Below are 21,133 nucleotides of genomic sequence, written 5' to 3' on the forward strand. Positions count from 1 at the left end.
GTCGTGGCGGTATGGCGCAAGGACGGCTGCGACATCGGCGCCTGATCGCACCCGGTACGCATACGGATGCGGGCCGCTCTCTTCAGGAAAGCGGCCCGCATCCGTATGTCCGTGCAGCTCAGGGAGCCGTCACGCAGTTCACGGCCGGAAGCTCGGCCGGGGCCGCGAGGCCGGTCGGGTCGAGCAGGGCGGCCGGGTCGACGAGTCCGGTGACGGCGCCCGGAGCCTCGGCGAGGCAGGTGACGGCAGCCGACGGGTCGGGCACGGCGGTGGCGGCCGGGGCCGCGGCTGAGGCGAGGGCCAGGGTGCCGAGGATGACGGAGGCGGTGCGACGCATGGAAAATCCCCTTATCGGGAGGGCGGTTGAACAGGATTGATCATTACCTGTACGCGCCCCTGAACTCGCCCTGCGTCACTCGCACGAGAACGACGTAACGATTCACCGCCCGCGCGGAGTTGACCAGGCCGCCGTCACGGCAGCGCCGGGACCGGCCGACCCGCACCGTCGCGTTCCAGCCACTCCCGGTACGCCGGTGCCTCCCGCGCCGCTTCCCGGTACGCCTGCTCCAGCGCGGGATACACGCCGTCGAGGTCCGTCTCGGTGCGGGCCGCGAGCATCAGCCGTACGCCGAGCGGGTCGCCGTACAGCCGTCGTACCGCCATCCCGGGGCGGGGCAGACAGGTCGGCTGGCAGACCGTGACGACCTCGCCGGTCGCGACCAGGGCGGCGGCCGTGTGGTAATCGCCGTGCAGGACACGGGGGTTGACCCCGGCGGCGCGGAACATGCGCCGGACGGCGTCCCATTCGCCGTCGACGGTGGGGTCGATCATCCAGCGGTCCCCGGACAGGTCGGTCAGCCGGACCACCGGGTGCGCGGTCGCGGGATGGTCGGCGGGCAGGGACACGAACTGCGGTTCGCGGGGGATCAGGACACGCAGGCGCAGTTGTTCGGGGATGCGCAGCGGGCAGCCCTCGACCTCGTGGACGAAGGCGACGTCCAGCTGGCCGTCGGCGACCATGCGCAGCAGGGCGTTCGGGGAGACGTCCATGTGGAGGGTCGGTTCGTGCAAAAGCGCCCGCAGCCGGCGCAGCCAGCCCGCCAGGGCCGCGCTGGCGGTGGAGCCCACGCGCAGCTGCGGTCCGCCGGTGGCGGCGGCGCGTGCCTCGGCGACCAGGGAGCGCATGTCGGCCACGACCGGGCGGGCACGGCTGAGCACCAGCCGGCCCAGCGGGGTGGGCCGGCAGCCGCTCCGTTCCCGGGTGAACAGCGTGCCGCCCAGCTCCTGCTCGATGCGGCGCAGCTGGGTGCTGAGCGACGGCTGGGCGACGCCGAGTTGGCGGGCGGCCCGGTGCAGACTGCCGGTGTCGGCGATGGCGCACAGCGCGCGTAGATGTCTCACCTCGAGCTCCATGCCCTGGGAGACTAAAGCGGGGACACAGGTTCCACCAGACGCACAAATGGCTGCTGACATACGCGAATTGGGCGCGGGCACGGTGCGCGATAGGACGGTGCTATCGCCGGTTGCCATCATCACAGCCGCGCCACAGGCGCCGAGACTCAGCGATGACGACTCACCCCCCACCTAGGAGTCATCGATGCGTATCCGTACGTCTGTCATGGCCGCGGCAGCTTTCGGCCTCAGTGTCGCAACGGTCGGTCTGGGCACGGCGGTTCCGGCCGCCGCGACCCCGGCCGCCACCGCGGTCCCCGCCCACGCCGGCTACACCGCGGCGTCCCCCGACGCCGACGCGAGCCGTGCCTTCTTCGAGGCCGTCCTCAAGTCGGTCGCCGAGAAGCGCGCCGCGCAGCCGAACGCCGCCGCGGCCGTCACCGTCACCTACGACGCCTCCGCCGCGCCGACGTTCAGCTCCCAGATAGCCCGTAGCACGGAGATCTGGAACGGCGCGGTGTCCAACGTCCAGCTGCAGGAGGGCTCGAACGCGGACTTCACCTACCGGGAGGGCAACGATCCGAGGGGCTCGTACGCCTCGACCGACGGGCACGGTGGCGGCTACATCTTCCTCGACTACGCGCAGAACGAGGAGTACGACTCGACTCGCGTCACCGCGCATGAGACGGGGCACGTCCTTGGTCTGCCTGATCATTACGAGGGTCCGTGCAGTGAGCTGATGTCGGGGGGTGGCCCTGGTCCGTCCTGCACGAATGCCAACCCGGATGCGAATGAGCGTGCCCGCGTGGAGCAGTTGTGGGCCAACGGGCTTGCTGCGGCGCTGGAGACGGCGATGAGTGACAAGTCGCTGAGCAAGTCCCGCTAGGCGCTGTGCGGCTGCCGCGATAGGCCGTTGATCGTCTGCGGGTCCGTTGTGGCTGGGCGCGCAGTTCCCCGCGCCCCTTCGGGGCGCTACCGAACCCCACCCCCCACATGGGTGCGGGGCCGTCCTCCTGCACAGGGCGGTCCCGCACCCATTCTGGTGGTCAGTGTGGGGAGGCGATTGATCTGGCTGCCGCCACCTCCTGGCGGAGTGGCTCCAGGACGCTTCCCGATGGGCCGGTCAGGTCGGTGCGGACCTCGTACAGGACGTCGGCCTCTCGTAGTCCTTCGGCCAGTTCCCGGAGTTGCAGGGTTACTTGAGCGACCTCTGCGGCCGAGGGAGGGGCCGCGCCGTGCTTCACCCGCACCCGTGCCGCCGTTGTCACGTCGACGATCCGTTCCACGGCGACGACCAGTGGCCACCAGGCGGCGGCACGGCGGCCGGTGGGCGGGGGTTCGGTCAGGGCGCGTTGGAACTCCGTGCGGATGACGGAGAGGTCGCGATAGAGGCGGCGGCGCATGCGGGCGCGGGCGGCCGGGTCCTCGCCCTTGCCGAAGGCCGCCTCCACATACGTCGCCGTGTCCGCCACCGCGTCCGCGAGACGGTCGCCCACGCGCACGTGCCAGCTCTCCGGCCAGAGCAGGTAGCCCGCGATCAGCGCGATCGCGCAGCCCATGAGGGAGTCGACCAGGCGGGGCAGGAGCAGGCCCGTTCCCTGGTGGTTGAGGATGTCGGAGAGGAGGAGGATCACCGGGGTGATGGCGGCGGTCTGGTAGCCGTAGCCCCGCGGGGTGAGCGCGGGGATCAGCGGGGCGAGCAGCAGCATCACCGGTACGTCCCACCAGCCCCGCGGCACCTGGGAGAGCACCGCCGCCGCGACGACGAGGCCGGTGACCGTGCCGAGGGCCCGCAGCAGCGCCCGTGAGAAGACCGATCCGAAGTCGGGCTTGAGGACGAAGGTGATGGTCAGCGCCACCCAGTAGGAGCGCGGGACCGTGATGATCGACACCAGGACCTGGGCCAGGCCGATGCACAGGGCCAGGCGCAGGCCGTAGCGCCAGGAGTTGGCGGACAAGATCACGTTCCGTCCGGCCTGGGCGGCGCGGATGCGGAGGGCGGCCGGGCGGCCGAGGCGGTCGTCGATGCCGAGGGGATCGATGTCCGGGGCGGTGACGACGGAGGCCGCGTGGCGCACGGCGTGGTTCATGGCGCGGTTCGTCTCGCTCACGGCCACCGGCAGGTCGAGCCCGATCGGGCCGGTGTAGCCGGTGTCGATGGCCTCCGCGACGTGCCGGACCGCTGCCGGGACCTCCGGCGGGAGCGGCTTTCCGGTCAGGTGGGCCGCGGGGGCGGCCTCCACTACGGGCGTGATCGCGTTCAACTGGGCGAGCAGCCGGGTGAGTTCGGGGCTGCGGCCGTGGTGGCGGGTGCGCCGGGCGAGGACGAGGTCGTACGACTGGTTCAGCGACTGGGTGACGGCGTGGCGGGCGTCGTCGTACGCGTCGGGATCATCGGTCGCCGCCAGCAGCTCGGCCACCGTCCGGTAGGTGTCCGCGACCGCCGTCCGCTCCGGCACCCCGCCCCGCAGCGGCCAGGCCAGCAGCGCGAGCAGCAGTACGAGGAGCCCGCCGCCGCTCACCAGCGCCGGCGCGAGCCACCACTCGCCCGGCATCGGCAGGCCCGCGCCCACCACGGAGTTGAGGAGCAGCAGCAGCCCCGATACGGAGGCGACCGCGCCGATCGTCGAGATCATCCCGGAGACGAGCGCGACGCCGGTGACGGCGGCGACCGCGAGCCAGCCGTGCCCGTAGACCAGCGAGCCGAGGGTGATGCCGACGGCGCCGAAGAGCTGCGGGACGGCGATGGTGAGGATCCGCATCCGGTAGGCGTCGGCGGTGTCGCCGATGACTCCCGACAGCGCGCCCATGGAGGCGAGGGCGCCGTAGGCGGGCCGGTCGACGGCGAGGCCGATGGCCAGGGGCAGGGCCATGGCGAGGGCGGCGCGGGCGACGGCGGGCCAGTTGACGGGCGCCGGTTCGGACCGGAGGTTCCGGACCAGCCAGTCGGGGGGCGTCAGGCCGATGGGGAACTCTCGGGACATGGCCCCATTATGTTCGCCCCTGACATCCTCATCCCCGCTGGTGGAGCGTGATGTCGACCAGCAGCGACCGGTGGTCGGTGTCGCCGAGGTCCACGAAGCGGGCCGTGCGTGCGGAGAAGTCCGGGGACAGCAGCACATGGTCGATCTGTGCGCCGAACGTCGGTGTCGTCCGGGTCGGCCAGCTGGGCGTGCGGTCGGAGCCGGTGAGCCGGGCCGCGTCGCGCAGCCCGGCGTCCAGGATGCGGCGGAAGGCGGCGTGGTCCTGAGAGGCGTTGAAGTCGCCGGCCAGGATGGTGGGGGTCTGCTCGTCGGCGCTCACGTAGTCGCGCAGGGCGCCCAGCTCCCGGCGCCATACGTCCGTCTGCCCGGGCAGCGGCGGCATGGGGTGCGCGAGCTGGAGCCGTACGTCGTGCCCGCGCACGTCGGCGACGGCGCCGGGCATGGCCATGGTGCCGGGCACGCCGTCGGTGCCCTTGAGCGGGAAGCGGCTGAGGATGACCGACCCCTCGGAGCCACCGGCGATCACGGCCTCGCGGTGCGGATAGTCGTCGGCGAGGTCGCGCTTGAGCACCTCGTCGCAGGCGAAGTCGCACTCCTCCACGAACACGATGTCCGGCTTGTCACGTCGTACGGTCTCGACGAGGGCACCGGTGGCCTGCCCGAACTCGACGTTCGAGGTGAGCACGCGGAACGAGGCGAGGACGGGCCCGGTCGGCTGGGCGCTCTTGCCGTACGGCTCGATGAACCACGCCAGCAGGCCCAGCAGGACGACACCCCACACCGCCCCCACCCACCACCGCGCGAGCAGCGTGCACAGCAGTCCGAGACCCGTGGGCACGAGCAGCCAGGGCAGGAACGCGAGGACCTGCGGGACGGGCGTGATGCCATCGGTGTCGGCGACCCGGCAGCCCACGACGACACTGACTCCGGCGAACAGCAGCACGGCGAACCAGACGCCGGGACGCCGCGAGCTCCTTCGCTCGCGTCCGTCACCGGAAACGGTCCACTCGGCAACATCAGTGTCCAATGCCCGGCCTTCCGCTCGCGGGTGGGGTGGCCGAATCCTCCCTCAAAGACGGGAGCCGTGGGTGGAAGGTTGCGCCGAGCGGGAGGGGTCCCGGGGGTGCGCGCCCATGATGTGGCGCCGGTCATCGAGTGGGAGAGGGAGATCCGAGATGACACCCGTACAGGTCGACTGGTTGACCCTGCTGCTGGCGCCTTTCGCCCTCGTCGGGCTGTTGGTCGCCTTCCCGGCCATACGTTCGGCGATCAAGCGCGGTGAGCCGGCGCCCGGCTGGGCGAAGGCCGTCCAGGGGGTGGCGATCACCTGCGCGCTGCTCATCGCACTCCTGAACGTCACGAGGAGTTCGTGACGCCCGGGACGGGTGTGGAGGTCGCGTAGTCATGATCACTCGAAGCGGGCTCGTCTGTTTCTGGATCGGCGCGGTGTTGATCCTGAGCTGCACGACGGCGTCGCTGTGGGTGGCCGAGACGCAGCTCGGCCGATACCCGACCTGGCAGGTGGCTGTCGGCTTCGGCGTCGGCTCGTTCGTCCTGTGCCTGATCCTGCTGGCGAACAGGTACCGAGGCCAACGGCAACTCATGGCGGGCGTGTGGCACTCGATATCCCTCATCGATGTCACCGTCATGCTCGCCCTGCTGGCCAACTGGGGTTTCGTCGCGCTTCAACTGGTCGGGGAGCACGGCCGGGCCTGGCATGCGGTACCGATCGGCCTGTACTTCGTCGGCATCGCGCTCATCTACATGTTGGGCGACTATCCGCCCGGCTGAGCACCCATCGACCGAGGTTCGGGTCAGACGACCCAGGCGGGAATCCCTGGCCTTTCAGGTCAGGGAGCACGTCAAGCGGACTGACTCTGTGTCTGGAGCTGGTTCAGATGCCGCTGGATGTGATCCAGCGCGCCCTGCCGACGCCCCGGCACCCGTGCCCTCAAGTCGGCCAGGGTGGGCCCGAGTTCGCGGGCCCGCGCCGGGTCGGCGATCCGGCCCCACTGGTGGTGCGCCCGGTCGACGGCGGCCTCGACGGCAGGGTCGGACGGCGCCTGCCCGGCCGCCAGCCGCGCGGAGGCGACGCCCAGCCAGGTACGGCAGCTGCGGACGGGGTCCCCGGCGAACATGGCCAGATCCGCGCGGACCTCGGCCCAGTGCAGGGCCTGTCCGGAACCGGGGCCGTATGCCCGCACCGCGGCCTGCTCCTGATGCGCGGCGAGCGCGTCGGCGTCGTCGTGCCGCTCCGCCTGCACGGCGGCGCTGATCGCGGAGTGCGGATCGGCGACCTCCGGCGGATGCTGCGGGCGCGGCACGGGAACGGGCATCGGTACCGCCGACGGCGTCAGCACCAGGTCACCGTACGAACCCTCGTTGGCGATCCGGCTCAACGCCTGCTGATGCAACTGCTCCAGCGGCGGCCGGTGCCCGCTGCGCAGAATCGTCGCCACGGCCTTCATGTACGACGGCACCGCCACGGTCCGCCGGGGAGGCGGCGGCGCGATACGGCCGTAGACGGCGTTGTTGCCGCCCGAGTCGAAGGGCCGGGTCCGCAGATGGTCCCAGGTCTCCGCATCGGCGTGCAGATCGAGGACGAGGGTCGTGGTTCCCGCCGCCCGCAGCCGCAGTTCCTCCCGCACCCAGTGCCACGGGAACGCCGTGTACCGCACCGTCGACGGCGTCGTCCGGGCCAGCGCCAGGTGCGGCAGGTACTGCCGGCGGTCGATCTGCAGCTGGCCGGTGATGAAGACGGTGAGCGGGCCGGGGGTGCCCGCGGCGGCGCGCAGCCGGGTGAGGACGGCCTGCGGCTCAAGCGGGTCGGCGAGTTCGACGACGTTCGCGGTGTCCGTGCCGGACAGGACGGCGGGCGGGACGGCCGCGAGGACGGGAAGCACGGACGCGGCGTCCACCATTCGCCCCTTGCCCAGCGGCGAAGCCGCCAGCAGCAGCACGGTTCCGGGCATCGTCCCTCCCAATCCCCCGTCGATCACTTACCGCAGCACCGTAACCGCTGCGGCTGCAAAGGTGGGTGTCAGGACCGCAAACCGTCAACTGTCCCGTGCGTCCCGGGGCCTGAGCCGCCGTACGGCGAACACTGTGGTGTCATCGGCCAGCCTTCCCCCGCAGTGCCGCAGCACGCCCTCCCGTACGAAGGCGACGAGGCGGCGGGGTTCGACGGTGCGCGGATCGGCGGCGACGGCGCGGGCGACCTCCGTGGCGAGCGGGTAGAAGACGCCGTCGCGGTCGCGGGCCTCGGTGACGCCGTCCGTGGTCAGCAGCAGCGTCTCGCCGGGCGCGAGGCTCACCCGTTGGACGGGCGGCGGGCCCTGGGCGGGGGCGAGGGTGCTCAGGCCGAGGGGGAGGGTGTCGCCGGACGGCAGGGAGCGTACGCCGTCGGGGCCGACGAGGAGCGGCGGCTCGTGGGCGAAGACGACGGACCGGACGTCGTCGGGTTCCCGGTCGGCGAAGCCGAGCAGGACGGCGGTGGCGAAGCGGTCGCCGTCGTCGCGGCCGAGCGCAGTGACGTGCCCGCAGTGCCGCAGCATCCGCACCTCCAGGCGGTCGGCGACCGTCGCCAGGTCCGGCTCGTGATAGCCGGCCTCGCGGAACGTGCACAGCAGCGCGGCCGCCGCCTCGACCGCGCCGAGGCCCTTGCCCTGCACGTCGCCGAGGAGGACGCGCGTGCCGTGCGGGCCGGGCTGGATGTCGTAGAAGTCGCCGCCGACACGTGCCTCGACATCGGCGGACAGATACACCGCCGCGTGCTCCAGGCCGCCCCAGCCCGGCGGCAGCGGACGCAGCACGGTACGGCGGGTGGTCTCGGCGACGTCCCGCATGTGCAGCATGCGGCGCTCGCCGCGCACCCGCACCGCGCAGGCCAGCACGGCCAGCACACTGCCGACGGCGACGAGGTAGAAGTCGGCCGGTCCGGCCTGGTACTCGTTCGGCCAGGCACTGTCCGCGATGGGGTAGACGACGGTCGCGAGCACCGCGTACGCGGCCGTGCCCCACACCCCGCAGATCGCGGCGGCGATACCCGGCACCAGCACGATCCAGGTGATGATCCGGAAGTCCCGGGTGGTGTTCCAGTCGACGATCAGAATGCCCACGAGCACCAGCAGCGGCGGCACCCAGGCGACGCTCCGGTCCCGGACCCGCAGCATCTGGTGGCTTTGCAGCACATCCCGGGGCACGGCGTCCGGCAGCAGTCGTACGAGCGGGCGCCGACCGCCCACCGGCCTCAGTCCGCGCCCGCTCATGACGCCAGCGAAGCACGGCCGGGCGCGGGCCGCATCCGGACCGGGGCCAAGCGGGTTTCCCACCGACTTGCCAGAGAACCCGCCCAGGTGTGCTCTGGATGACAGGGGCGACAAGAGAGGAGTCCTCCCATGGCTCATGCGGCACCAAGGTCCGGGGGACCGGCCACACGGCTCCCCACACCCGACGTCTTCAGCGAGCGCACCCACAAGGTCGCGAGGTATGCGATTCCCGTGGTCCTCGGGCTCGTCTACGGCTACTGGGCCGCGGCCAACCGGCGCTCCGGTGGCGAGATCACCGGCTGGAACATCCTGTTCGGCTTCGCCACCGCGCTCGCGTTCATCGTGCTCTGCATCGCCGTGGCGACACTGGCCCCCCGTCTGAAGCGGGAACTGCACTCGATGACGAAGTCCGCCTTCGCCGGCGCGGCATTCGGGTTCCTCTACAGCCAGTCGGGGGCGAGCGTGCTGCGCTCCACGGTGATGAGCCTGCTCATCACGGCCGCCATCTTCACGGTGTTCTTCTACCGCTACTACACGCACGAGGACGCCGAGGGAAACCCCCTCCCGCGCTGACGACTACTCCATCGGTTCGACGAGGGCGGCCCGCCATTCAGGCCGCGGGTCCGCCCCCAGGCTCGTCCAGTACTCCGTCCCACGGACGATCTGTCCGTCACGGACAGTCCAGAACGATGCTGCGCGGAAGACGCCAAGACTGTCGTGTGGCACTTCGACTTCGGAGACGACTTCGTCGCCCTCGGCCACCACCTTGAGCACCCGAATCGACCAGCCCTCCGGATATTCACGGTTCACCGCGACGAAGTTCTCCCGGCCGATGATGCGTTCGAGGCTGATCGGCCACTCGACCACGACATCCTCCGCGATCAACTCGGCGACACCTGCCCAGTCCCGAGCCTGGATCCGGTCCCACAGGGTCTCAATCACCATCGAAGATTCCATCGACGGAGCCTCCCACAGCGGTCTGACACCCGGCCCCGCTTGGACGGGAGACGCCCACGCGTGGGCCCCGGCACGGCCGGCCGGAGCCCACGCGCTCCCCTGTTTCCCTTCCCCCGGTCACCAGTTGGTGTCGATGAAGGCGGCGCTCGCCCACGCCTGGACGCCGACGAGCCGGTACCAGTACGGGTTTCCGTTGACGCTCTGTCCGACGACCCGGCAGTCGACACGGACCTGACTGCCCGGTGCCAGCCGGGCGACGACGTGCGAGTGGACGGTCGGCGACTGCCTCAGGTCGAGCTTCGTCGCGGAGACGACAGTGCCCCAGATCGGACCGGAGGATCCTCCGCTGCCGGCGTGTGCCGTGCCGCCCGCCGTCGAGACGGCGAGGCTTCCGCCGGTCAGCAGGGCTACGGCCAGGGTCCGCAGGGCCGGGGTGGTGCGCATGATCGGCCTCCTCTCCCCAGAACCATGAGACACCCGATCGGGTGAACCCTCCACCGGAGAGAGCCCCCGTATGCAGTCGGCGAGGTCGCGCACCCGCTCACCAGGGAGTTGCATGAAGAGGAGCGCCCTGAAAGGGCGCGGGGCTGCATCAATATGCGGCTCCGCCGCGTGGGCGCGACCAGCCACAACGGACCCGCAGACGAACCACCGCGGCACCTCCGGAAGGAACCCACGTGCTAGAAGTCGCAGCCTTCTGGCTCCCCGTGGCGGCCACCGTGGCCGCATTCACCGGCATCGCAGTCGCCGCCTGCCGCCGCCGCGCCCTCACCGCGACCGCTCTCGGCACGGCGCTCGGCGGCGCGTTCCTCACCCTCGCCGTCGAGATCGGCCGCCGCCTCACCCTCGCCGACCTGCCGGAGGACACCCACCGCCCGGCCGCGGGCACCGTCTACGACGCCCTCACCACCACCCTGCGCACGGTCTCCTGGCTCCTCGTCGCCGTCGGCCTCACCGTGGCCCTCGGATGCCACCTCGTACGACGCCGGCGAGGGTCCGCAACGCCCGCTCCAGATCCGGCTCAGGAACGGACGCGAGCCCGAGCCTGACCGCGTCCGGCGTCCTCGCCGGATCCACGGCGAACGCGGGCCCGGGAGTCACCGCGATCCCGTGCTCCGCCGCGGCGGCCGTGAACGTGTCCGCACGCCAGGGCGCGGGCAACTCCCACCAGGCGTAATAGGCGCGAGGATCGGACCGTATGTCGAACCCGTCGAGGTGCCGGGCGACAAGCCGCTGCCGACGCGCGGCGTCCTCCCGCTTCCCTTCGACCAGCCGCGCCACCGTCCCGTCCCCGCACCACCGCACGGCCGCCTCCAGCGCGAACCGCCCCGCGCTCCACCCCCCCCGGACCGGATCGCGGCGGCCACAGCCTCCACCCGCCGCGGCGGTACGACGAGAAAACCCACGGTGAGCCCGGGCGCGACCCGTTTGGACAGGCCGTCGACGACGTGGGTCAGCTCGGGGGCGTGCACGGCGAAGGGTGCGCCATCGCTTCCGGCATCGGCGAGGAAGGACCAGATGCGGTCCTCCACGACGGGAATGCCCAAGTGGGTTATGGAGTCCGCCAGTTCGCGCCTGCGCGCCTCATCCATCGTCGCCGACGTGGGGTTGTGCAGCGTCGGCTGGAGATAGAGCGCGGACAGGCGGGCCGTGCGATGGGCGGCGGCGATCGACTGGGGGAGCGGGCCGCGTTCGTCTGCGGCGAGCGGCACCAGGGTGACACCGAGCCGCGCCGCGATCTCCTTGACCAGCGGATACGTCAACGGCTCAACACCGACACGACCACCCGGCGGAACCAGGGAGGCGAGAGCGGCGGCGATGGCTTGGCGGGCGTTGCCTGTGAAGAGCAGCTGGGCAGGGGCCGGTTGCCAGCTCGGCGTGGCGAGCAGGCCGACCGCCGCCTCCCGTGCCGGAGCCGTACCGGTGGCCGCCGCCGGACGCAGGGCCTCCGTCAGAACATCGGGGCGCAGGAGCGGGGCGAGGGCGGGGGCGCGAGCAGCTCCGACTGGCCGGGCGCGGAAGGGTAGTTGAGCTCCAGATTCACGGGCGCGGCGGTCGCGGTTTCCACGAGCGGACGGCCGTACGACATGACAGGCGCCGCCCGGACGAACGTACCCCGGCCGACCTCCCCGACGACCAGACCCCGGCGCACGAGCTCGCCGTACACCCGCCCGGCCGTGGACCCGGCGATCCCGCGGCGACGCGCGAACACGCGCTGCGGAGGCAGCCGTTCGCCGGGGCGGAGCCGGCCGGCGGCGATGTCGTCGGCGATGCGGTCGGCGAGACGCCGGTAGTCGTCCATCAGGCCTCCCAGGATTGCACCGAGGGCAAAGATCTTATTGCACCGAGGAGTTGACCGGATCTAGGGTCGTTCACATGGCACCCTTCCTCGCATACGAGGACAAAGGAGCAGACACCTCCCTGCTCCCCCTCGTCCTCATCCACGGCCACCCCTTCGACCGCACGATGTGGACCCCGCAGACCGAGGCGTTCTCCGCATCCCGCCGGGTCATCGCCCCCGACCTGCGCGGCTACGGCGCCTCCCCGGTGGTCCCCGGCCTCACCCCGCTCTCCGACTTCGCCCGCGACATCGAGGCGCTGCTGGACGAGCAGAAGGTGCGGGAGTTCGTCCTGGCCGGCCTCTCGATGGGCGGCCAGATCGCGATGGAGTGCTACCGCCTCTTCGGCGAGCGCATCCGGGGTCTCGTCCTCGCGGACACCTTCCCGGCGGCGGAGACGGCAGCGGGCAAGGTGGTCCGCAACGAGATGGCCGACCGGCTGCTGGCCGAGGGCATGCGTGGATACGCCGACGAGGTGCTGGAGAAGATGGTCGCCCCGTACGCCTCACCGCAGGTCAAGGCCCACGTCCACCGCATGATGACGGCCGCGCCTCCCGAAGGCGCCGCAGCAGCCCTGCGCGGCCGCGCCGAACGCCCCGACTACCGCACCTTGCTGACCCGGGTCACCGTCCCGGCGCTGGTCGTCGTCGGCGCCGACGACACGTACACACCGGTCGCGGACGCGGAGGCGATGCACGCGGCATTGCCGGACTCGACGCTCCGGGTCGTCGAGGGGGCGGCCCACCTGCCGAACCTGGAACGCCCGGCGGAATTCAACGCGGCGTTGCGGGAGTTCCTGACCCGGATCGACGCGTAATTCGCCCCGGCCCGGCTTGCGCTTCTACAACGTAAACAGCGCACTGAGTTCCGTTTGTGACGCAAACGCACTTCAGTGCCCCCGTGACGAACCCTTCAGTGCCCGCAACCTCCCTGCCATGATGGTGAGTTATGGCTGAGGGGGATGGAGTGGCCGACCGGGCCGAGCGAGGGATCCGCGTCCGGCTGGACGAGACGGCGGGCGAGGGCGACCTCGACGCGCTGCGGAAATGGCTTGAGCGGGAACAGCCGCTCGACGAGATGGTGCGCGAAGGCACACTGCGGATCCACGAACGGGCCCGCACGGACGAGACCGGTGCCCCGATGGGCGCCGGCATGGAGATCGTCATCGAGCTGATCGGAGCCGCCGCGAGCGCCGTCTTCCTTCAGCTGCTCACCCAGGTGGGACGGTCCGTCGATGCCTGGCGTGCCAACCGCCGCCAGGTGGAGGACGGCGAGCCGCCCGCGGGAACCGTCGACCCGTTGGACGGCGACGGGTAGACCGGTGAGCCCCAGCAAGAACCGAGCGCTGCTGGTCGGAGTGTCCACGTACGAGGACAAGAATCCGCCGCGTGGGGTGCCCGGGGACCTTCCCGCCGTCGAGCACAACCTGACGATGCTCAGACGGGCGCTGCTGCGGGGCGGTGTCTTCGACGAGGACTCCATCACCGTCTCCCGGTCGCCCTCGCAGGACGAGTTCAACGAGGCGCTGCACTCCGCCGCCGCGGAGACCGACGGGCTGCTCCTGCTGTACTTCGCCGGGCACGGCGCCACGCCCAGCTCCGGCGACCCGCTGTTCCTGCAGATGCGCAATGCGCGCGTGATCAGGGGCGGACACAGCGTCTTCCACGGTGCGGCGAAGTACGACGACGTGCAGACCGTGCTGCTCAGCAGCCGGGCCGAGCGGATCGTGGTCGTCCTCGACTGCTGCTACGCCGGCAACGCGGGCGTCGCCTGGGAGCGGGAGCACGAGACCCACCAAAAGCGGCGGGTGCTGCTGCTGATGAGCGTGCAGGCCAACCACCGCATCGACGCGGGCGACGCCGCCACACCGACGCCGTTCACCGCCCAGCTCGTACAACTCCTGGAGAAGCCAGGTGAGTTGTCGTTCCGCTGGCTCTCCGGGCAGTTGCGTGAGGAGATGGTCGGGCAGGAGACCACGCGGGGTGAGCCATGGGTGCCGCAGAGCCGGGCCGAGCCCGGGGAGGACGTGCTGCTGTCCCGGAGGCCGGAGACCGGTGTCGTGCGGCCGCCGCGGAGCGGGTCACCTGCCGTGGCGCCCAGACCGTCGTCCCTCCTGAAGCACCTGCGCCGCCGCGCCGCCGCCCTCGGCACCCTCGTACTCGCCCTCACCGCCTTAGCCTTCGGCACCTACGGCCTGTACGCCCTCGTCGGCTCCTCCCCCGCCTGCGCGCCGCCCCTCGAACTGCGCGTCCTGACCGACCCCGACCTGAAGCCGACGCTCACCGCCGCGGCGGGCGCCTATCTGACGTCGGAGGAGAACACGGACGGGGACGGGTGCCGGGTCAGTGGGATCACTGTGTACAGCGCCCGTTCCGCCGACGTGGTGACCGCGCTGCGCGAGGAGTCCGAGCCCTGGCAGGAGCCCCGTGCGGAGGAGACCAACCCGCAGCGGGACATCGGGCCGCAGGCCGACATCTGGATCCCGGGCTCGCCCGCCGCCGCCCAACGCGCCGAACACGAGCGGGACACCAATGCCAAGGCCTGGCTGGAGGTGGAGCGGCAGCCGCTCGCGTACTCCCCGATCGTCCTCGCCGTACCGACCGCCCTCCCCGCCGCCGACCAGCGCACCGGCCGCAACCTCACCGACCTGATCGCCGACCTGCGTGGCCGCGCGGACCAGGCCGAAGTGCGCCGTACCGACCCGGAGTTCGCCGACTCGGCGCTGTTCGCCACGATCGGCCTGTACAACGGCGCCGGCCGTGCGCTGGACGTGGAGAAACAGCTCGACCAGCCGGGGCCGCCGTCCGACACGGCCGCGCAGCTGCTGTGCGAACTGCCCCGCAACGACGCGGTGGACGACCGCACGGCTGTCCTCGTCCCCGAATTCCTGCTGAAGTCCGGGGTCGGCTGCGACAGCGCGCGGCGCAGTCCGCGGATCGCCGAGTACCCGAAGAACGTGCCCGGTCTGGAGCCCACGTTCGTGCGGGTGCGCTGGCAGGACGGCGACCGGGACCGGGCCGCGCGGGATGCCGCCGTGGCGGACTTCCGCTCCTGGCTCACCGACGGGCAGGGGCGGGACGCGTTCGCGCGCGCCGGTTTCCGCGAGCCCACCGGCGACCGGCTGCTGCTGGACGGGAATGGGCCCGCACCCGGGGTGCTGCCCGCGCCCAGGCCGCTGACGGAGGCCGCCGGACTCAACCAGACGGAGACGGCGTTACGGGCCTACCGCGCCGCCCACGGTCCCGGCCGGGTCCTCTTCCTGCTCGACAGCTCCGGCTCGATGGCCTCCCTGTGGGACGGGCCCAGCGGCGGCCCCGGTCTGCTGAAGCAGTCCCTCGGCGGGCTCGGCGGCCAGGACGAGTACGGCGTGCGGGCGGTGGCGGACACCCCCGAAGGAGACCGGTACGAGACCCTGCTCCCGCTCACCACCCACGACCGCGAGGACGCCGTACGCAGGATCGACCAGGCCGAGGTCCGGTCCGGTGCCGACTCCGATCCGCACGCCGCGCTGCTCGGCGCGCTCGACGACATGGCGGACCTCGGCGCCGACGACCGCCCCCAGCTGATCGTCTACATCACCGACAGCGGGGACCACAACCGGATGACCGGCGGGAAACTCGACGAGGTGCTGACCCGGGCTCAGTCGGCGGACGTGCCGGTGGCGATGGTGTCGCTGCGCGGCGGGGCCTGCGCGGCGGGCAAGCCGGACGCCCGGATCGCCGCGGCGAGCGGTGGCCGCTGCCTGGACGCCGACGGCGACATCGGCAAGGGCCTGTCCGCCGAGGTCGAACGGACCGGACTCGGGGAGGACCAGTGATCCGAAGGACGGCGGCCCTGCTCGCCCTGCTGCTGGTGGCCGCCTGCACCGGCGGCGGCGACGGCACGTCCGCCGAGCCCTCCGACGACGTGGTCGGCGACATCGTCATCGCCAGCGGCCTGGACGTCACCGGCAAGAGCGGCATCCGCCAGCAACTCATCGACGCCTGGAACGACCGGGAGGCCAAAGCGGGCACCGGGTTCAGGGCCACCCTGGTCGAACTCACCGGCAGCGCCGACGAACAGCGCAGCCAGCTCCTCGGCGCCCTCCAGTCGGGCAGCGCCACCTACGACGTGGTCAACCTGGACGTCACCTGGGTACCGGAGTTCGCCGAGTCCGGTCTCGTACGACAGCTGTCCGACGACCTGCTCGACGACGACGTCATCGACTCCGTCGCCGACACCGCCCGCTGGGACGGCAGGGTGTACGCGGCTCCGTTCAACAGCGACGTCGGGCTGCTCTACTACCGGCGCGACCACTTGAAGGCAGCGGGCCTGGAGCAGACCGAGCTGACGGGCGACCTCACCTGGAAGGGGCTGCTCGGTCTGATCGACTCCCTCCGCGGCGACGAGCCCGAGGGCTACGAGAAGGGCTGGACCACCCAGCTCGGCCCCTACGAGGGCCGTACCGTGGGCGCCGTCGAGGCGTTCGCGTCGGCGGTGCCGGACCTGGAGCTGACCGACGAGCGGGGCGAATACACCGGCGACGCCGAGACGTTGGAGAAGGGCATCAGGGAACTGCGCGAGCGCACCCGGACGCCGTACATCCTCCAGGACGCCTTCGACTCGAACGAGGCCGCGTCGATGGCGGACTTCGCCGCGGGCCGCACCACGTTCCTGCGGCACTGGCCGTACGCGTACGGCACCCTGCACCAGACCCTCGACGAGAACCAGCTCGGCGTGGTCCCGCTGCCCGGCAAGGCGGTGCTCGGCGGGCAGAACCTGGCGGTGACGCAGGCCTCGCCGCGGGCGGGGAAGGCCATGGAGCTGATCGAGTTCCTCACCGGCGAGGAGAGCGAACGCTGTCTGCTGGACGCGGGGTTCGCGGCGACCCGGGAGTCGGCGTACACCGACGACACGGTCGACTGCACGGTGGCGGCCACGCCCGCGCCCTCCGCGACGGGCGAGCGCCCCGACGACATGCCCCGCGAGAAAGGCCGCCCCGCCTACGCCCGCGCCACGCTCCTGCCCGCACTGCAGCAAGCCGTCCAACGCCCGCGCACCGCCCTGTACGGCGCCTTCACGCAGACTCTCATCGCCCAGCTGGGCCCTCTGTTCACCGATGACCCGCCGCCGGAGGAGGAACTGGCGGAGAACCTCCACCGGGCCTTGAAGAAGGCTCTGCCCGGCTGATCGATCGACCGACGCTGCTGGCTGATCACGCCACCAAATACGCCAGCGCCCCCGCCACCAGCGTCCGCACCCCCGGCGTGACCACCGACAGATCGGGGGCGAAGAGCGGGCTGTGGTTGCTGGGGACCGCGTCGATTCTCGCCATGAGGTCCTCGCCCTCCGCCGTGTCCCACACCTCGTCCGGGGTGCTGGTCACGAACCAGAAGGAGTACGGCAGCTTGCCCTCGGCGAGTTGCGCGAAGTCCTCGCTGCCCATCGCCGGACCCGGGTCGAAGACGGCGGCGGCACCGAACACCTCGCGGTGCACCCCGGCGATACGGTCATGGGTCGCGGGGTCGTTCACCGTCGCCGGGAAGTCGTTGCCCAGCGTCACCTCGGGCTCGCGCGGGCAGCCGGCGGCCAGGCACTCGCCCCGCGCGATACGCCGGATCGCCTCGACCATGCGGTCCCGCACCGCCGCCGACTGCGTCCGCAGGTTGAGGGAGATCCGGGCGGTGGCGGGGATGACGTTCGCCGCCGTGCCCGCCTCGATACGGCCGACGGTCAGTACCGCCGACTCGCGCGGGGCGACCTCGCGGCTGACGACGGTCTGCAACCGGGTCACCAGATAGGCGGCGGTCACCACCGGGTCGACGGTCGTCTCGGGACGCGAGCCGTGCCCGCCGCGCCCGTGCACCACGATGTCGACGTCCGTCGTGGCGGAGAGGATCAGCCCGGCATGGTGGCCGAACAGGCCCACGGGGCCCGGCGCCACATGCTGGCCGAGCAGGACGTCCGGGCGCGGCACACGGTCGTAGAGCCCGTCCGTGACCATCGCCAGGGCGCCCTGGCCGGATTCCTCGGCGGGCTGGCCGACCACGATCAGCGTCCCCGACCAGGCGTCCCGTCCGGCGGCCAGCGCCTGCGCCGCGCCCGTCAGCCACGTCACGTGCATGTCATGCCCGCACGCGTGCATCACCCCGGGCGCCTGCGACGCGTACGGCAGCCCGGTCTGCTCCTCGACCGGCAGCGCGTCCAGGTCGGCGCGCAGCAGCACGGTCGGGCCGTCGCCGTTGCGCAGCACGCCGGTGACGCCGGTGCCGCCGATGCCCTCGGCCGTGTCGAATCCGGCCGCGGTGAGGCTCTTGGCGAGCCCGGCCGCCGTCCGGTGCTCGCGGAAGGCCAGTTCCGGGTGGCGGTGCAGATCGCGGTAGAGGTCCTCGAGGGCGGGGAGGGGGAGGTCGGCGGTGAGGTCCAGCGCGGTGCGTGCGGCAGCAGACGTCATGGCGTCAGGGTAGGGCGACCGCATGTCGGGCCCGCGTATGCGAAAGGCCGCCGGCGGGACGAGGGGGGAGTGTGTCCCGCCGGCGGCGGATCAGAGGTGGTCCGGGCGTCAGAACGCGGGGACCTCGGCGGGCCGGGCCTTGTTGATGTTGCTCTGGGCAGGACGGTCAGCGCCGGCACGACGCTCAAGGGCACCATCCCGCCCGGCGTGGCGGGGACCTGGCCCGTCGGCGAGCGGAAACGTAGCAGCACACTCGTTCGGGTGATCGGCTCCGGATTCCTTGTGCGGGCTCGGCGTCTACCCTGGGAGCGTCGCGTCGAGCGAAGGAGGTCTGTCATGGCGACGGCGGAGCCGATCATCATGCCGGGGTATCAGGGCGAGGCCATTCACGGGCCGTACGACGACCCTGACGGCGACAGCGACGCGGACAGTGGCGTGCCCGACTACCAGGGTGCGAGCGTGGAGCAGGTCTTCGAGCTCTTCAGTGCGACGGCCCCCAGGGGCTGGCGTGTGGAGTTGATCGAAGGGGAGATCTGCGTGACGCCGCCGGCCAACGGGGAGCATGAGGAGATTGTGTCGAGGCTCAACCGTCAGATCATCCGGAAGGACCCCGACGACTTCCTGTTCACCTACACCGGCATCGGTCTCAACGTTCCCGGGGCGTCCGAGACTGGTCACGTTGTCCCCGACCTCGTCGTCGCACCCGAAGGCAGCTTCGATGACGAGAAGCAGTTTCACGACACTCTGCCTGTCCTGCTCGTCGCCGAAGTAGCCTCCCCCGGTACCGCTGATCGTGACCGCGAGAAGAAGATCCGCGGTTATGCCCGAGCCGGCATTCCCGTCTACCTGCTGATTGACCGCGAGGAGGCGGAGATCACCGTCTACTCCGAGCCTTCCGGCGACGAGTATGCCCAGGCCCCCAAGCATAAGATCGGCCTCACCGCCCCTCTGCCTGCCCCCTTCGGGTTCGAGCTGGACACGGCGAAGTTCTAGAACTCTCGCTGAACCTGCTGCTGTACCGGTTCCGGCTCCGCCCGCGCCGGTCCCGCGTTCGCGGCCAGCAGCAAGGTCGCTACGGCGATGACGGCGGCGGCGATGCCTCGGGCGTAGCGCTGGGTGGGGCTGGTGCGATCGAGCACGGCGACCTCACAGCGGCGGTGTGTTGAGGAGGGTATTAAGCGGGTCTCCTACGCGCGTTTAATCCGCCGTTTAACCTAGAGGCTGTGCTTGCCGAACGGCAAGAGGGGCCAGGGGAGTTGGGCGGAATGCCGGAGCGGGACGACCCGGAGATCATCGGGCGCAGAGTGCAGCAGCTGCGGGTCGAGCGGGGACTGACGCAGCGGCAGTTGGCCGAGCCCGCTTACACGCCTGCCTATGTATCCACCCTGGAGGCGGGGCGAGTCCGGCCCTCCGACGACGCGTTGCGGCATCTCGCCGAGCGGCTCGGCGTCGCCTTCGACGAGTTGGCCAGCGGACGGTCCGCCCGGCTTGTCACGGAGCTTCGGCTCAAGCTCACCGGCGCCCAGCGCACCCTCGCCACCGGCGAGGCCGAGGCCGCCGCCCACGGGTTCAGGGCGGTGCTGGACGAGGCTGAGCCGCACGGGCTGAGGGAGGAACAGGCGGCCGCGCTGCTGGGGTTGGGGGAATGCGGGACGCAGACCGGCGAGCTGGTCGAGGCGCGGAAGTGCTTCGAGCGGGCCGAGGAGACCCTTGCCGACGCCCCGCTGCCCGCCCGTGTGCCGGCGATCCGCGGTCGGGCCGTCGCGCACTACCTCGCCGGTGAACTGCGGTACGCCGTCTACCTGTTGGAGTCCACCCTCGACGAGCTGAACCGGGGCGGCCTGCACGACCCGGACGCCCTGCTTCTGCTCTACGCCTCCGCCATCGGGCCGTACATGGACATGGGCGCCCACGCCCGCGCCGCCCAGGCCGCCGAGTTCGCTCTCGCGCTCGCCCCGCGCGCGGGCGACCCGGCGCTGGTGGCCCGTATGCACCGGTCGGTCGCCCGCACCCTGCTCGCCGAAGGGCGGCTCGCCGAGGCCGACGCCTCGCTGGCCAAGGCGGCCGAGCTGTACCGGCAGCTGCAGATCCGCACCGAACTCGCCAACTGCCACTGGATGCGCGGGTATGTGTGCGCACAGAACGGCGAACTGGAGCGCGCAGAGGACGAGTTGAGGGCTGCCCTGGACATGCTCTCCGCCAAGCGCGCCGCCCTCTACAGCAGCCAGGTCGCCGTCGAGCTGGCCGACGTACTCCACCGGAGGGGGAAGTCCGAGGAGGCGGCGGCCCTCCTGAATGGGGTCCTCGGTGATCTGTCCTCCGAGCGCGGCGCCGTCCACGCCGCCGCCGCGCACCGGCTGCTCGGGATCATCGCCGAGGACACCGGGGACACGGACGACGCCGAGGAGCACTACGTACGCGCGCTCAGCCTGCTGGAGCGCGCCGGCGCCGCCGGTGATCTCGCCGACCTGTGCCGGCTGCTCGGCGATCTGCTGCGTCGGACCGGGCGCGTGGAGGCGGCCCTGGACGCGTACCGGACGGGGCTGGGACACCGTACGGCCCCCGGCACCACCACCCTCGGACCCGCACCCGCACAGCCCCCTCTTTGAGAAAGCCCGGGCCGGGCACGGAGGCTGCGATAAGCGGTAGGGCGGGCGTTTCGGGCCAGGTGCCTCGGGTAGTCGGGCGGCGTCCGGGGATGGACGGTCCTGTGGGCCGCCCCGGACGGAGAGACCATGCAGGCCGCACCGTATGGAGGAG

20 protein-coding genes and 2 pseudogenes are annotated in these 21,133 nt (G+C 71.7%); 11 read left to right on the plus strand and 11 right to left on the minus strand.

All coding sequences use genetic code 11. The features are described from left to right. Nucleotides 1–118 precede the first annotated feature (118 nt). The gene (locus tag ACTWQO_RS29395; RefSeq protein WP_443240388.1) at nt 119–337 is read right to left on the minus strand and encodes a hypothetical protein; all 219 of its coding nucleotides are present in this window, start codon (nt 335–337) and stop codon (nt 119–121) included. 134 nt (nt 338–471) lie between these two features. Further along, nucleotides 472–1,413 carry a LysR family transcriptional regulator gene (locus tag ACTWQO_RS29400; protein WP_443240389.1) on the minus strand — a complete coding sequence of 314 codons (942 nt, stop codon included), beginning with the start codon at nt 1,411–1,413 and terminating at the stop codon, nt 472–474. Nucleotides 1,414–1,597: 184 nt separating this feature from the next. Between ACTWQO_RS29400 and snpA the strand changes: the two genes are divergently transcribed. Next, the gene (gene snpA / locus ACTWQO_RS29405) at nt 1,598–2,278 is read left to right on the plus strand and encodes a snapalysin (protein ID WP_443240390.1); all 681 of its coding nucleotides are present in this window, start codon (nt 1,598–1,600) and stop codon (nt 2,276–2,278) included. Nucleotides 2,279–2,438: 160 nt separating this feature from the next. Here the strand turns inward: snpA and ACTWQO_RS29410 are convergent, their stop codons facing one another. Continuing rightward, a complete protein-coding gene (locus tag ACTWQO_RS29410) occupies nt 2,439–4,376 on the minus strand; it encodes an FUSC family protein (protein WP_443240391.1) in 1,938 nt (645 codons plus the stop codon). Nucleotides 4,377–4,404: 28 nt separating this feature from the next. Beyond that, complete coding sequence (locus tag ACTWQO_RS29415; RefSeq protein ID WP_443240392.1) at nt 4,405–5,403, minus strand: endonuclease/exonuclease/phosphatase family protein; 999 nt, start codon at nt 5,401–5,403, stop codon at nt 4,405–4,407. Between the two features lie 148 nt (nt 5,404–5,551). On the opposite strand from ACTWQO_RS29415, the gene ACTWQO_RS29420 reads away from it, so the two are divergent. Together ACTWQO_RS29420 and ACTWQO_RS29425 are read left to right on the plus strand one after the other, a co-directional pair. After that, on the plus strand, nt 5,552–5,749 hold the full coding sequence (locus tag ACTWQO_RS29420) for a hypothetical protein (protein WP_443240393.1): 198 nt from the start codon (nt 5,552–5,554) through the stop codon (nt 5,747–5,749). Nucleotides 5,750–5,780: 31 nt separating this feature from the next. Further along, the gene (locus tag ACTWQO_RS29425) at nt 5,781–6,167 is read left to right on the plus strand and encodes a peptidoglycan recognition protein family protein (protein ID WP_443240394.1); all 387 of its coding nucleotides are present in this window, start codon (nt 5,781–5,783) and stop codon (nt 6,165–6,167) included. 71 nt (nt 6,168–6,238) lie between these two features. On the opposite strand, the gene ACTWQO_RS29430 is transcribed toward ACTWQO_RS29425, so the two are convergent. Then, nucleotides 6,239–7,348: a hypothetical protein gene (locus ACTWQO_RS29430; RefSeq protein ID WP_443240395.1), complete on the minus strand. Its 1,110-nt coding sequence runs from the start codon at nt 7,346–7,348 to the stop codon at nt 6,239–6,241. A gap of 84 nt (nt 7,349–7,432) precedes the next feature. Continuing rightward, the gene (locus ACTWQO_RS29435) at nt 7,433–8,644 is read right to left on the minus strand and encodes a PP2C family protein-serine/threonine phosphatase (RefSeq protein ID WP_443240396.1); all 1,212 of its coding nucleotides are present in this window, start codon (nt 8,642–8,644) and stop codon (nt 7,433–7,435) included. 129 nt (nt 8,645–8,773) lie between these two features. Between ACTWQO_RS29435 and ACTWQO_RS29440 the strand changes: the two genes are divergently transcribed. Continuing rightward, complete coding sequence (locus tag ACTWQO_RS29440; RefSeq protein WP_443240397.1) at nt 8,774–9,217, plus strand: hypothetical protein; 444 nt, start codon at nt 8,774–8,776, stop codon at nt 9,215–9,217. Nucleotides 9,218–9,220: 3 nt separating this feature from the next. Here ACTWQO_RS29440 and ACTWQO_RS29445 read toward each other — a convergent pair whose 3' ends face one another. Together ACTWQO_RS29445 and ACTWQO_RS29450 are read right to left on the minus strand one after the other, a co-directional pair. Beyond that, nucleotides 9,221–9,601: a nuclear transport factor 2 family protein gene (locus ACTWQO_RS29445; RefSeq protein WP_443240398.1), complete on the minus strand. Its 381-nt coding sequence runs from the start codon at nt 9,599–9,601 to the stop codon at nt 9,221–9,223. 117 nt (nt 9,602–9,718) lie between these two features. Further along, nucleotides 9,719–10,045: an SH3 domain-containing protein gene (locus ACTWQO_RS29450; RefSeq protein WP_443240399.1), complete on the minus strand. Its 327-nt coding sequence runs from the start codon at nt 10,043–10,045 to the stop codon at nt 9,719–9,721. A 221-nt stretch (nt 10,046–10,266) separates the two neighbouring features. On the opposite strand from ACTWQO_RS29450, the pseudogene ACTWQO_RS29455 reads away from it, so the two are divergent. Continuing rightward, nucleotides 10,267–10,650 (plus strand): annotated as a pseudogene (locus tag ACTWQO_RS29455) (hypothetical protein); the annotation flags it as partial. On the opposite strand, the pseudogene ACTWQO_RS29460 reads toward ACTWQO_RS29455, so the two are convergent. Then, nucleotides 10,553–11,903, minus strand: a pseudogene (locus tag ACTWQO_RS29460) (aminotransferase-like domain-containing protein). The pseudogenes ACTWQO_RS29455 and ACTWQO_RS29460 sit on opposite strands and share 98 nt — an antisense overlap. Nucleotides 11,904–11,977: 74 nt before the next feature. Between ACTWQO_RS29460 and ACTWQO_RS29465 the strand changes: the two are divergent. The 4 genes from ACTWQO_RS29465 (at nt 11,978) to ACTWQO_RS29480 (ending at nt 17,109) form a co-directional block, all read left to right on the plus strand. Next, a complete protein-coding gene (locus ACTWQO_RS29465; protein WP_443240400.1) occupies nt 11,978–12,757 on the plus strand; it encodes an alpha/beta fold hydrolase in 780 nt (259 codons plus the stop codon). 131 nt (nt 12,758–12,888) lie between these two features. Continuing rightward, the gene (locus ACTWQO_RS29470; protein WP_443240401.1) at nt 12,889–13,257 is read left to right on the plus strand and encodes a hypothetical protein; all 369 of its coding nucleotides are present in this window, start codon (nt 12,889–12,891) and stop codon (nt 13,255–13,257) included. 4 nt (nt 13,258–13,261) lie between these two features. Continuing rightward, the gene (locus ACTWQO_RS29475) at nt 13,262–15,757 is read left to right on the plus strand and encodes a substrate-binding domain-containing protein (protein ID WP_443240402.1); all 2,496 of its coding nucleotides are present in this window, start codon (nt 13,262–13,264) and stop codon (nt 15,755–15,757) included. Then, the gene (locus ACTWQO_RS29480) at nt 15,754–17,109 is read left to right on the plus strand and encodes an extracellular solute-binding protein (RefSeq protein WP_443240403.1); all 1,356 of its coding nucleotides are present in this window, start codon (nt 15,754–15,756) and stop codon (nt 17,107–17,109) included. Before ACTWQO_RS29475 ends, ACTWQO_RS29480 begins: the two co-directional genes overlap by 4 nt. Nucleotides 17,110–17,134: 25 nt before the next feature. Here ACTWQO_RS29480 and ACTWQO_RS29485 read toward each other — a convergent pair whose 3' ends face one another. Then, nucleotides 17,135–18,373 carry an amidohydrolase gene (locus ACTWQO_RS29485; protein ID WP_443240404.1) on the minus strand — a complete coding sequence of 413 codons (1,239 nt, stop codon included), beginning with the start codon at nt 18,371–18,373 and terminating at the stop codon, nt 17,135–17,137. Between the two features lie 336 nt (nt 18,374–18,709). Between ACTWQO_RS29485 and ACTWQO_RS29490 the strand changes: the two genes are divergently transcribed. After that, nucleotides 18,710–19,366, plus strand: a complete 657-nt coding sequence (locus tag ACTWQO_RS29490) for a Uma2 family endonuclease (protein ID WP_443240405.1) — start codon at nt 18,710–18,712, stop codon at nt 19,364–19,366. Here the strand turns inward: ACTWQO_RS29490 and ACTWQO_RS29495 are convergent. Continuing rightward, on the minus strand, nt 19,363–19,512 hold the full coding sequence (locus ACTWQO_RS29495; protein ID WP_443240406.1) for a hypothetical protein: 150 nt from the start codon (nt 19,510–19,512) through the stop codon (nt 19,363–19,365). The two genes, ACTWQO_RS29490 and ACTWQO_RS29495, sit on opposite strands and share 4 nt — an antisense overlap. A gap of 126 nt (nt 19,513–19,638) precedes the next feature. Here ACTWQO_RS29495 and ACTWQO_RS29500 point away from each other — a divergent pair, with 126 nt between their 5' ends. Next, complete coding sequence (locus ACTWQO_RS29500) at nt 19,639–20,982, plus strand: tetratricopeptide repeat protein (protein ID WP_443240407.1); 1,344 nt, start codon at nt 19,639–19,641, stop codon at nt 20,980–20,982. The last annotated feature ends 151 nt before the right edge of the window (nt 20,983–21,133 follow it).

Origin of the sequence: Streptomyces sp. 4N124 (assembly GCF_052245395.1) — a bacterium.
In the GTDB taxonomy this organism is placed as follows: domain Bacteria; phylum Actinomycetota; class Actinomycetes; order Streptomycetales; family Streptomycetaceae; genus Streptomyces.